The organism is Providencia sp. PROV210, from assembly GCF_028479445.1.
Classification (GTDB): Bacteria; Pseudomonadota; Gammaproteobacteria; order Enterobacterales; family Enterobacteriaceae; genus Providencia; species Providencia rustigianii.
The window spans coordinates 1-11,828 of record NZ_JAMPNQ010000016.1 but is presented as its reverse complement, the minus strand read 5'-3'; the positions used below and the strand labels follow the sequence as shown (position 1 = coordinate 11,828).

The window sequence follows — 11,828 nt, the reverse complement described above, 5'->3', positions numbered from 1 at the left end:
TTTTGAAGTAAAAATTACAACAGCCATCCTTTCTGATGGGCTTGTTCCAACTGAGATTTTAACTGTAGCCAAAATTCAGGAAGAATTTGCTGGATGTAATCGCATTTACTGAATACTTGTTCAAGGCGAATATGGTTTTCAACCCAGCTTTGTCCCTGATTGTGTAAATTCAATAGCATTGGCATCGCTCTATCGATGGCATTAGCATACTTAGATTCCAATGTTTCAACTGCATCATACTCATTCCAAAGAGCTAAAAATTCAGCGTTTTGTGGGCTTGGCAGTAGGTTGAAAATACGATTTGCAGCTTTGACCTCTTCATCGTGAATGGCTTCACGGGCAGCATTATCGAATACCAGTACATCGCCAGCATCAATCTCGACAATGTCATGGATCAGCGCAAGTTTAATGGCTCGCTCTACATTAACACCGGGCACATAGGGTGCAAAAGTCATCGCGGCAACAGCAAATTGCCAGCTATGTTCCGCCGTATTTTCATGACGCTCACGGTTTAATAGTTTATTTTTACGATAAATACTTTTCAGTTTATCGAGTTCCATTAAAAATTGGATGACTTCGGTAAAAGCCCCAAAATTCAAAACCTCTAGTGGCTTAGTACCTGATGCTGATGACATAAAAACCTCAATTATTTTTCTTCTAATGAATACGGGAGTGGGGCAATGGTGAGTTTACTTTGCTCATCACCAAGAATACGGAAAACGCTATCTGCTTCCATATCATTATTCATAATAATTTGGATACTGAGCTCACCATTACCTAAACGCACTGCCGCAAGTACGGTACCTGTACGACGCCAGTTTTCACCTAGCTGCCATTCAACGCCTTCACCTATAACAGGAAGTGTTGAACCTGTTCCTGTTAGCCAATACATAGCTCGCTTATTGGCACCGCGGAATTTAGCTCGAGCCACCATTTCTTGGCCGGTATAGCAACCTTTTTGAAAGCTAATACCGTGTGGAAGTGCTTGTAAGTTAGCTGCTTGAGGAAGGTGTTGCCCGCTATTTTCTTGATCAATAACGGCAAAACCAGCTGCAATTTCTAATGCTAACCATTGAGAATCGGCGACCTGAACAGCTTTTAAAGTATCTGCAATTTTTAGCGCAGTAGCATCATCGGTAATGAGTAGGAAGCGTTCGGCTGGTGAAGCAAAGTGCAGGATGGTCGTTTCACCATCAACAACTACTTGGTTTTGGTCATCGGGTAAGGAATTAAATACGGCTTCTAAAGCCTGTCTTGCTCCTTGCCCTGCTACACCTAGCAATTTAAGTTCTGGTTTTTTTTCAAAGGTAACTTTTGAAAAAACAGCGTATTTTTTTAGCTCAGCCAGCTGGATGTCACTGACACTGCGTCTTTCTATATACGAATAGCCATTTAAATGATGGAATAAACGTAGGTCACTCCACATTTTTCCCTTTGGGTCACAGTGGGCTGTTAGGGTATGAGCATGGCTGAGTGTGCTGATATCTGCGGTGACTTGCCCTTGTAGATATTTCTCGGCGTCGGCACCGTGAAGATGAATAAGTTCCCAGTTTTCCAGTGAAATCAAAACAAGTGGTAGGAACTGAGAAGCAAGAGGAAACTGTTGTGTATTATCTACTACGGTCGTCATGATTTCACCTGTTGTTCTTTATCTGATAATGGTGCTTAATGGTAGAATAGCTAGATAACAATGCAAGCAGTTATTGTGAATTTTTCTTTATACTTCAATCAGTAGCTGCCTGTCTTTAGGTGAGAGTCTAGCAATCTAAGTAAACGCAAGAAACTCACTCTGTTATTATTCAACATTAGGGCACAAATAGTTTGTAGAAAAACGGTATTTTACAACCTAAAATGCTAACTATGTAGAGTATGACATGTTTTATTGACTGATAATCTGATAGAGTATGTAAAATAATCAATCTTATCAGTTAACTGCATCAAAAGGTCGTAGTGAAATGGATAATGGACATAGTCAAATCGATATAAAAAATAAAGCACGGATTCATTGGGCTTGTAGGCGTGGCATGCGTGAGTTAGATATATCTATCATGCCGTTTTTTGAATATGAATATGACCAACTGACCGATGAAGATAAATATACTTTTGTGCGTCTGCTTGAATGTCCAGATCCAGACTTATTTAATTGGTTAATGAATCATGGGCGTCCGGATGACGAAAAGTTGTTTAATATGATTAAGCTGATTCAGGAAAAAAATAAAAATCGTGGTCCTGTGGAAATCTAATCTCGCCATCTCATGGAAAACTCAGCTTTTTTCGACCTGTTTTCATGGGGTAACAGGCATTCTATTGCTTGTTGCACCATGGCAGCCTGGTAATTCAATGATTTGGTTGCCATTATTAGTTGTACTTGTAGCCAGTTGGGCTAAAAGTCAAAAAAATATCAGTAAAGTGAAAGGTGTCGCTGTACTGGTCAATGGTAATAAATTTCAATGGAAGAAAAATGAGTGGGAAATTGTAAAAACGCCATGGTGTAGCCGGTTTGGTATTTTACTGACGTTGAATGCACTACAGGGTAAACCTCGAAAATTGCGTTTATGGATTGCGAAAGATGCGCTTTCAGAAGAAAATTGGCGTAACCTGAACCAATTATTACTGCAATATCCTGATATTTAATATTGCAGTGATTCAGTTTTAAATTATTAAAGGGCAGCTTCTATTTCTTGGAGAATCTGCTCGCACCAAATAGCAACTCTTTCATCGGTTTGCTCAAATTGGTTTACATCATCTAGTGCTAAACCGACAAACATTTTGCCATCTTCAGTTAATGGTTTAGGGCTTTCAAACTCATAACCATCAGTGGGCCAAAAACCAATAAATTGTGCTCCTGTCGGTTTGAGCTGATAGTAAAGCATGCCTAAAGCATCTAAAAACCATTCGCTATAGTCAACTTGATCGCCCATGCCATACATAGCAACAATTTTGTTTGAAAGATTCAGTTTGGGAAGCGCTTCCCAAATAGCGAGCCAATCTTCTTGAATCTCACCGAAATCCCACGTAGGTATTCCCAAAATTAAAACATCATATTGTTCCATTAATTCGGGGGGGGTATCGTTAACGTTATGGAGGGTGACAAAATCATCACCAAGAATGTCACGGATTTTTTCTGCAACCATTTCGGTATAGCAGGTACTTGAACCGTAAAAAAGACCTATTTTCATATATTATTACTATATCCAGCTATGGTTTTCATCACGAGGAAAGTATTGTAACAGATGGGGCTACAATCAGGCATAATAGATTGTTGTGATAATAGAAATGAGGGGTAGGATCTGGAGTGGAAACTAAACAACTAAATCCGTTAATCGAACAGTTTCTTGATACAATTTGGCTGGAGCAAGATCTTGCTGAAAATACGTTAGCATCTTACCGTAATGACCTGCAATCTTTAGATCGTTGGTTAGATGCGCAACAGTTGCATCTGGAAAATGTTCAATCAATTGATTTACAATCCTTTTTAGCTGAACGAATTGATAGCGGCTATAAAGCGGCTAGCTCTGCACGTTTATTAAGTGCAATGCGTAGGCTATTTCAATACCTTTATCGTGAAAAAATTCGGCTTGATGACCCATCAGCTGTCATCGCCGCACCGAAAATCCCTCAGCGTTTACCGAAAGATTTGAGTGAAAAACAGGTAGAAGATTTATTGAATGCGCCAGCAACAGAAGATTCTCTTGAGCTGCGAGATAAAGCGATGCTTGAAGTATTATATGCTTGTGGTTTACGCGTTTCTGAATTGATCGGACTGACATTTTCGGATATCAGCTTACGTCAGGGTGTTATTCGAGTGGTGGGTAAAGGAGATAAAGAACGTTTGATTCCGTTAGGGGAAGAGGCGATCTATTGGGTCGAAAAATATCTAGAATATGGTCGCCCCGATCTATTAAATGGCAAGGCCAGTGATGTTCTATTTCCCAGTAAACGTGGTACAAAAATGACCCGGCAAACATTTTGGCATCGTATAAAATATTATGCCGTTTTAGCCAATATTGATGGAGAATCGTTATCTCCTCACGTACTAAGACACGCATTTGCTACTCATTTATTGAATCATGGCGCGGACTTACGCGTAGTTCAGATGTTATTAGGTCATAGTGACCTTTCAACAACCCAAATTTACACGCATGTCGCTACTGAGCGGCTACGTACTTTACATGAGCAACATCATCCTAGGGGTTGATGTTAAAGGACAGATATGAAACGTAAATTACTCTTATTGGCGGCTTGTATTGCCTCTTTCACGGTGTCTGTATATGGCGCAACGGAAGAAAAATTGATTAAAGAAACGTTGGCAAAATATGATATGCAGGTTGAGTCAATCAAGCCATCACCCATTGTTGGCTTAAATACCGTAGAAACAGATACCGGGGTTATTTATATCACTGACGATGGTAAATACCTGCTGCAAGGTCCTATCTATGATATGAGCGGTAAAGTACCACTGAATATTAGCAACCAACCACTTTTGAAGAAAATGGAAGCGCTAAAAAATGAAATGATTATATTCAAAGCGCCAAATGAGAAATATGTGGTTACTGTATTTACAGATATCAGCTGTGGTTATTGTAAAAAACTGCATGAAACAGTGGGTGAACTAAATAGCAAGGGGGTTACCGTTCGTTACCTTGCGTTCCCTCGCCAAGGTTTAAAAAGTGATACAGCAAAACAAATGGCATCAATTTGGTGTAATGGTTTACCTCAAGATGCGCTGAGTAAAGCATTTAAAGGGGATGAAGTCGCTATTATTGATAGCTGTAAAATTGATTTAGGGAACCATTTAAAATTGGGACAATTGTTTAAAGTGACAGGGACTCCAGCTATCGTGCTATCAAATGGGCAGGTGCTTCCCGGTTTTGTAAAACCTGATGATTTACTTCAATTACTCGAACAGAAATAGCCAATTATTGTGAATGTAGAAACTTTTTTACGTCAAAGAGAATTAACGGGTAATACTGGGGCCTTGTCTGATATCCCCGAACTATTACAACGTATTTATGCTTCCAGAGGGATCACGGATAGAACTCAATTGGAGCGTAAAGCCTCTCATCTTTTGAATTATCAATCTCTATCTGGGATTGATAATTCGCTAGACATACTCTATCGCGCATTAACCGAACATCAAAAAATCACCATTGTTGGGGATTTTGATGCGGATGGAGCTACGAGCACAGCACTGGCGATGCGTGCTTTAAAGGCAATGGGATATGCGAATTTAAACTATATTGTGCCAAATCGTTTTGAAAATGGGTATGGGTTGACGCCTCTGGTTGTAGACGAAGCTTATAAACAGGGAACCGATCTGATCATCACGGTGGATAACGGTATTTCATCCCATGAAGGAGTAGAAACTGCCCATCAATATGGTATGAAAGTGATTATTACGGATCACCATCTGCCGGGTGAAACCTTACCGAATGCGGATGCGATTATTAATCCCAATTTGCATGAATGCCAATTCCCCTCTAAATCGCTGGCTGGAGTGGGTGTTACTTTTTATTTGATGTCAGCGCTTAGAGCACATCTTCGTCAAGTAAAATGGTTTGAACAACAAGGAATAAGTGAACCTAATTTAGCAGAATATCTCGATTTAGTTGCTTTGGGGACTGTTGCCGATGTTGTTCCTCTTGATATGAATAATCGGATTTTAGTTCACCAAGGATTAAACCGTGTAAGAGCGGGGCGTTGCTGTGCGGGAATTAAAGCACTGATTGAAGTTTCAAAACGAGATTCTTCACGATTGGTGGCAAATGACTTTGGTTTTGCACTAGGGCCCCGGCTCAATGCCGCAGGGCGGCTTGATGATATGTCTGTTAGCATTGAGCTGTTGCTGACTGATGATATGGCATATGCCCGTGAATTGGCGAATGAACTCGATGGCTTAAACCAAACTCGCCGCGATATAGAAGCGGGTATGCAGCAAGAAGCGTTAGTATTATTTAACAAAATTAATTATAGCGATAGCCAACTACCGAATGGCTTAGCGCTATATCATCCTGAATGGCACCAAGGTGTTGTTGGAATATTAGCTTCCCGCATAAAAGAGCAATTTCACCGGCCTGTTATCGCTTTTGCGCCCGCTGGCGATGGCATACTAAAAGGCTCTGGACGCTCAGTACAAGGTATTCACATGCGTGATGCCCTCGAGCGGTTAAATACTTTACAGCCAGGGTTAATGCAAAAGTTTGGGGGACATGCCATGGCTGCGGGGCTAAGTTTGGAAGAGCGTAAATTCGAAACGTTCAAATACCATTTTGAAAGTTTAATGGGTGAACTCATTCAGCCAGAGCAACTATCTGGTGTTATTTGGAGTGACGGCGAATTGCTGCGCAACCAATTTTCATTGGAAACAGCAGAGCTACTACGAGAAAGCGGACCATGGGGACAAGCGTTCCCAGAGCCTATATTTGATGGGCATTTCCAACTATTACAGCAAAAAATAGTAGGCGAAAAACATTTAAAATTAATGTTAGAACCCGTCAATGGCGGGCCTATGTTAGATGGAATAATGTTTAATATTGATGTTCGCCGCTGGCCAGATAATAGTGTTAAAAAAGCAAAAATTGCCTTTAAGCTGGATGTGAATGAATTTAGAGGTCAAAAAAATGTCCAGCTAATGATTGAACATATTTGGCCGGAATAAAATGACAGCAGATTTCATGCAGAAATAGGGTAGCAACGCCCTATAAAACTGATAGGAATTCCGTTATACTAAACGGTTCGTGAAAGAAAATATTTATCTTTATTGATCAACTATAAGATAGCGAAAATGACGTTTGAAATAAACCCAGTAAAAAATAAGATTCAGGACCTGTCTGAACGGACAATGGTTCTGAGGGGGTATCTTTGACTATGATGCCAAGAAAGAACGCTTAGAAGAAGTTAACGCAGAACTTGAGCAGCCGGATGTCTGGAATGAACCAGAACGCGCTCAGGCACTAGGCAAAGAACGCTCCTCACTTGAGGCCATCGTGGATACGATTGACCAATTAGAGCAAGGTATTGAGGATGTTGAAGGGTTACTAGAGTTAGCGATAGAAGCTGATGACGAAGAAACTTTCAATGAAACGGAAGCTGAATTAGAGCAGCTACAAGGTAAGTTAGAGCAACTTGAATTCCGTCGAATGTTCTCTGGTGAGTACGATAGTGCTAACTGTTATATTGACTTACAAGCTGGTTCTGGTGGTACTGAAGCGCAAGATTGGGCAAGTATGCTAATGCGTATGTACCTACGTTGGGCTGAGTCAAAAGGCTTCAAAACAGAAATTATTGAAGAGTCAGATGGTGATGTTGCAGGCTTAAAATCAGCCACAATAAAAATTATCGGTGACTATGCTTACGGATGGTTAAGAACAGAAACGGGAGTTCACCGTTTAGTCCGTAAAAGTCCATTTGACTCAGGCGGTCGTCGTCATACCTCCTTTAGTTCAGCGTTTATTTATCCTGAAGTTGATGATGATATTGATATCGAGATTAACCCTGCTGATTTACGTATCGATGTATACCGCGCCTCTGGTGCTGGTGGTCAGCACGTTAACAAAACTGAGTCAGCGGTACGTATTACCCATATACCGACAAATATTGTGACTCAGTGTCAAAACGACCGTTCGCAACATAAAAACAAAGATCAAGCCATGCGCCAGTTAAAAGCAAAGCTTTATGAACTGGAAATACAGAAAAAAAATGCAGATAAGCAAGCGATGGAAGAGAATAAATCGGACATTGGCTGGGGAAGTCAAATCCGTTCTTACGTCCTTGATGATGCAAGAATCAAAGATTTACGTACTGGTGTGGAAACGCGTAATACGCAAGCCGTACTGGATGGTGATTTGGATAAATTCATTGAAGCTAGTTTAAAAGCTGGCCTGTGAGGAAAAAATGTCTCAGGAACAACAGGGTGTGGAACAAGCTCCCGATTTGAATAACGAACTAAAAGTCCGTAAAGAAAAACTTGCTGTATTACGTGAAAAGGGTATCGCATTCCCTAATGATTTTCGTCGTGAAAATATTTCTGACAAGCTGCATGCTGAATTTGGTGAAAAAACAGCAGAAGAGCTGGAAGACTTAAATATCGACGTTACCATCGCTGGTCGAATGATGACTCGCCGTATTATGGGGAAAGCCTCATTTGCAACATTACAAGATGTTGGCGGACGTATTCAGATTTATGTTTCTCGTGATGATCTGCCAGAAGGTGTGTATAACGAGCAGTTCAAAAAATGGGATTTAGGTGACATTTTAGGGGCTAAAGGTCGTTTGTTTAAAACTAAAACTGGCGAATTGACGGTTCACTGTCATGAAGTTCGTTTGCTGACCAAGGCTCTACGCCCATTACCAGACAAATTCCACGGGTTGTCCGATCAAGAAACGCGTTATCGTCAACGTTACTTAGATTTGATCGCGAATGATGAATCTCGTAACACATTTATCATCCGTTCTAAGATCTTAGCAGAAGTGCGCAACTTCATGGTAAGCCAAGGGTTTATGGAAGTTGAAACACCAATGATGCAAGTTATCCCTGGTGGTGCATCTGCGCGTCCATTCGTGACACATCATAATGCGTTAGATATCGATATGTATCTGCGTATTGCTCCTGAGCTGTATCTGAAAAGATTAGTTGTGGGTGGCTTTGAACGTGTATTCGAAATTAACCGTAACTTCCGCAATGAAGGTCTATCTCCACGCCATAATCCAGAATTTACTATGATGGAACTGTATATGGCGTATGCGGATTATCGTGACTTAATTAAACTGACTGAAGATTTATTCCGTACTTTGACTCAGGAAGTGTTAGGCAATACGGTTGTTAAGTATGGCGAACAAGAGTTCGATTTTGGTAAACCATTTGCCAAATTAACTATGAAAGAAGCTATCTGTAAGTATCGTCCTGAAACGAATGTAGCAGACTTAGATGATATGGATAAAGCGGTAGCAATTGCTCAGTCTATTGGTATTAAGATTGAAAAGAGCTGGGGACTGGGTCGTATTCAGTGCGAAATTTTTGAAGAGGTAGCGGAAAGCCACTTAATTCAACCAACGTTTATCACTGAATACCCAGCTGAAGTTTCTCCGCTTGCACGTCGTAACGATGATAATCCATTCATCACAGACCGTTTTGAGTTCTTTATTGGTGGACGTGAAATTGGTAATGGCTTCTCTGAGTTAAACGATGCTGAAGACCAAGCTGAACGTTTCGCTGAGCAAGTTCGTCAAAAAGATGAAGGTGACGATGAAGCAATGTTCTATGATGAAGACTATGTTACCGCTTTAGAACATGGCCTACCACCAACAGCAGGCTTAGGTATTGGTATTGACCGTATGGTTATGCTGTTTACTAATAGCCATACTATTCGTGATGTGATTTTATTCCCTGCATTACGTCCTAGCAAAGCATAACAGTTTTCTATCGACACTCAGTATATTACTGAGTGTCGAATTATTTTTATAACTAAGTATTTTTATTTATAAAAATAGTTGCACTGAAATAGCTTGCTCATAAATACGAGCACTTATAAAAATCGAATAAAAGCGGATGGGTATCTCATTTTAGTTTAATACGATGTTATTTTATTAGTCTTGTAGCTCCTCCAAATAAACAGATATTTAATGATCAGATAACAAACTAAAATAAAAAATGAAAGTTTTTAGTGAGAGTATGTTATTGGTCTGTTGTTATTCTAGATTGGTAGTACACTCGAGAAGATTTACTTAATTAATGCGTAATAAATTTAGAAAATTCTGGTGAATTATCTCTTATTTAGGGTAATTGTTGGTATTAGTGTGTTGGAATAACTAAATTCTGGCGATTAAATTATTTTGATGCAAAATAACAAAACACTAAATTTATGCGGCGACTCTATTTCTCTATTGTGACTTATAGAAAATAGCTGATTTTTAGCTTACACTAGGTTTCTGGGACATCATAATAATAGCGAAGAAAAGTACTGTTAAGGTAACTATATGTTTTTAAATAAATTTAATGTTGCATCTTTACTTTTGGTAAGTACAGCATTTCTTGCAGGCTGCACGGCTAACCAAAGCTCAACGAATACTGCATCAATGAATAGTGAAAGTAAGCAAGCGGCAGTGAAAACTGAGCCTGTAGCGCAAGAAAAATCCGATAATTCTTATCCTGAATCCCAAAACATTTTAAATAATGCATTGGAGCGTTCTCCTAATGGTTTAGGGAAGCAAGGATCAGAAAATCTGAATGTGTGTATTAGAGAATTAAGTTCACTAAAAGCATTATCCCCTGAAGATTACAATCGCTTAGTGGGTTCATTCAAAGAAGTGAGTGATATTAACCAACTGTATAAGCAAATTGAAGCAACCGCTAGCCCAGATACTATTGAGCTATTACAGATGGCGATAGAATCTAAAACAAAAGTACTTTGCGCAAAAGTGCGTTATAGCGCTGTACTATCAACTGAATCTACTTTGCAGAAAATTAATGGATTATGAGACTTAACCTAAGGCTGTGTGTCTCTCTGGCACTGTTTTCGACATTTTATTCTCAAGTTTCCCATGCGGAACGTTTTAATAATGTCATTGATGATTTCGATTCTTACCTTCAATCAGAAAATGAAGGAAAAAAAACAAAGTCACTACCAGCAGAAGTGCCACTGAATATTAGTACACAGGCTCAAGGTTATGATGTTTTGGCTACGCTTTCCCCTGTTCCTGTAGCTAAGGAGAAAGAAAAGCGCCAAACCTCAACGGTTAAACAGCAAAAAATTAAAGAGAAAAAGAACGATAAACGTCCATTGAACACAGTGGTGGTATCTGAATCTCTAAAGATAAAAAGCGAAGAACAAATTAAGCCTTCAGAGACAGAAATAAGTACTGTCTCTGAAGTTTATCCATTAGCGACAAACACTCAATCTTATCAACCAATAATACTCTCATCCTATCCTAGCATATTCCAAAATAACCAATGGAATCCTAAATATTTGGCAAAAGATTTTGCTAAATACCAAGTTGTTCTTGATCCACTTGGTTTATATTCCACGAAATTTACTAAAAAAGCAGGGATAGATAATTCTGCTTATCTTGCGCAATTGGCGAGTCTAATTGAGCAGCAGCAATTAAAGAATCTTTATAGGTTTGGTATTGCCCAAGGTATTGGTGAATTAATCTCGTACAATAATTTGTTAACGGATGGGCAGCTAGTTTCTCAACTGATACATCATAATAAGAGTGTTGCAGAATTAAATTACATTATTACCGAAAAGCAGTTTGCAATTGATAAATTAAATGAAGAGCTTGTTGCAAATAGACAGCAAATTGAACAATTGCAGGGTGTAGTTAAATCAGTTGATAACAAACTAATTGTCGATGAGTTAAATAAAGAATTAGTTAAAGTTAGAAAAGAAATTGCCGAAAAGCAAAATAATCTAACGGAACTTAGCGTAGAGAACAAACAGTCAAAGGAAACTATTCAACAGCTCGAAAAACAGCTGAGCGATGGTGTGGCCGAGTTTGCTAATGCAAAACAGCAATTAATAGAAAAAGATAAGTACGTCATTGATGCTAATCAGCGAATTGAACAGCTAACGACAGAAATTACTAAATTACAGTCTGACGCTCAACAGCAACTACAGCTTTCGGGTAAGACTGATGAGCAATTGAAGTTACTTAATGTAAACCTGCTAAAACAAGAAGAATTGTTAAAGCAGAAAGAAGAAGATTTCAAGTTAGCACAAACTCAAAAAAATGATGTTCAATTGGCGTTAAAACAGCAACAAGATGTAGTGAAATCGCTTGAACAAAAAAACCAGCAGCTCACAGAACAAATACAACAAAAAAATAGTGTA

12 protein-coding genes are annotated in these 11,828 nt (G+C 39.2%); 9 read left to right on the top strand and 3 right to left on the bottom strand.

From position 1 onward, the window contains the following. Positions 1–14: 14 nt before the first annotated feature. Both PR761_RS12985 and ygfZ read right to left on the bottom strand, forming a co-directional pair. On the bottom strand, positions 15–635 hold the full coding sequence (locus tag PR761_RS12985) for an HD domain-containing protein (RefSeq protein ID WP_006814958.1): 621 nt from the start codon (positions 633–635) through the stop codon (positions 15–17). A gap of 11 nt (positions 636–646) precedes the next feature. Beyond that, a complete protein-coding gene (ygfZ, locus tag PR761_RS12980; RefSeq protein WP_112837207.1) occupies positions 647–1,630 on the bottom strand; it encodes a tRNA-modifying protein YgfZ in 984 nt (327 codons plus the stop codon). A gap of 346 nt (positions 1,631–1,976) precedes the next feature. Here ygfZ and sdhE point away from each other — a divergent pair, with 346 nt between their 5' ends. Together sdhE and PR761_RS12970 are read left to right on the top strand one after the other, a co-directional pair. Beyond that, positions 1,977–2,243, top strand: coding sequence for an FAD assembly factor SdhE (sdhE, locus tag PR761_RS12975; RefSeq protein ID WP_039855432.1), 267 nt, complete (start codon positions 1,977–1,979; stop codon positions 2,241–2,243). Then, entirely contained in the window at positions 2,224–2,634 is a 411-nt protein-coding gene (locus tag PR761_RS12970) for a protein YgfX (protein ID WP_006814955.1), read from the top strand. The genes sdhE and PR761_RS12970 overlap by 20 nt, the downstream gene beginning before the upstream one ends. 26 nt (positions 2,635–2,660) lie before the next feature. On the opposite strand, the gene fldB is transcribed toward PR761_RS12970, so the two are convergent. Continuing rightward, entirely contained in the window at positions 2,661–3,179 is a 519-nt protein-coding gene (gene fldB, locus PR761_RS12965) for a flavodoxin FldB (protein ID WP_006814954.1), read from the bottom strand. 116 nt (positions 3,180–3,295) lie between these two features. Here fldB and xerD point away from each other — a divergent pair, with 116 nt between their 5' ends. From xerD to PR761_RS12930, 7 genes are all read left to right on the top strand, one after another. After that, a complete protein-coding gene (gene xerD, locus PR761_RS12960; RefSeq protein WP_006814953.1) occupies positions 3,296–4,198 on the top strand; it encodes a site-specific tyrosine recombinase XerD in 903 nt (300 codons plus the stop codon). 15 nt (positions 4,199–4,213) lie between these two features. Further along, complete coding sequence (gene dsbC, locus PR761_RS12955; RefSeq protein WP_006814952.1) at positions 4,214–4,915, top strand: bifunctional protein-disulfide isomerase/oxidoreductase DsbC; 702 nt, start codon at positions 4,214–4,216, stop codon at positions 4,913–4,915. Between the two features lie 9 nt (positions 4,916–4,924). After that, positions 4,925–6,658, top strand: coding sequence for a single-stranded-DNA-specific exonuclease RecJ (recJ, locus tag PR761_RS12950; protein ID WP_265524238.1), 1,734 nt, complete (start codon positions 4,925–4,927; stop codon positions 6,656–6,658). Between the two features lie 126 nt (positions 6,659–6,784). Then, positions 6,785–7,886 (top strand): peptide chain release factor 2 gene (gene prfB, locus PR761_RS12945; protein WP_112837205.1). Its coding sequence is split into 2 segments (ribosomal slippage): positions 6,785–6,862 and positions 6,864–7,886, totalling 1,101 coding nucleotides; the frame shifts between segments, so codons are not numbered across the junction. 7 nt (positions 7,887–7,893) lie between these two features. Further along, positions 7,894–9,411, top strand: a complete 1,518-nt coding sequence (gene lysS, locus PR761_RS12940; RefSeq protein ID WP_154610652.1) for a lysine--tRNA ligase — start codon at positions 7,894–7,896, stop codon at positions 9,409–9,411. Between the two features lie 564 nt (positions 9,412–9,975). Continuing rightward, complete coding sequence (locus PR761_RS12935) at positions 9,976–10,476, top strand: hypothetical protein (RefSeq protein WP_006814948.1); 501 nt, start codon at positions 9,976–9,978, stop codon at positions 10,474–10,476. Then, the coding region (locus PR761_RS12930; protein ID WP_272519363.1) for a hypothetical protein at positions 10,473–11,828 on the top strand (1,356 nt) is incomplete at its 3' end. The genes PR761_RS12935 and PR761_RS12930, both read left to right, overlap by 4 nt.

What these genes read in the sequence shown, in the direction of transcription:
- lysS (WP_154610652.1), top strand. Translation starts at nt 7,894, where the DNA reads ATGTCTCAGGAACAACAGGGTGTGGAACAAGCTCCCGATTTGAATAAC.
- fldB (WP_006814954.1), bottom strand. Translation starts at nt 3,179, where the DNA reads ATGAAAATAGGTCTTTTTTACGGTTCAAGTACCTGCTATACCGAAATG.
- ygfZ (WP_112837207.1), bottom strand. Translation starts at nt 1,630, where the DNA reads ATGACGACCGTAGTAGATAATACACAACAGTTTCCTCTTGCTTCTCAG.
- PR761_RS12935 (WP_006814948.1), top strand. Translation starts at nt 9,976, where the DNA reads ATGTTTTTAAATAAATTTAATGTTGCATCTTTACTTTTGGTAAGTACA.
- PR761_RS12985 (WP_006814958.1), bottom strand. Translation starts at nt 635, where the DNA reads ATGTCATCAGCATCAGGTACTAAGCCACTAGAGGTTTTGAATTTTGGG.
- dsbC (WP_006814952.1), top strand. Translation starts at nt 4,214, where the DNA reads ATGAAACGTAAATTACTCTTATTGGCGGCTTGTATTGCCTCTTTCACG.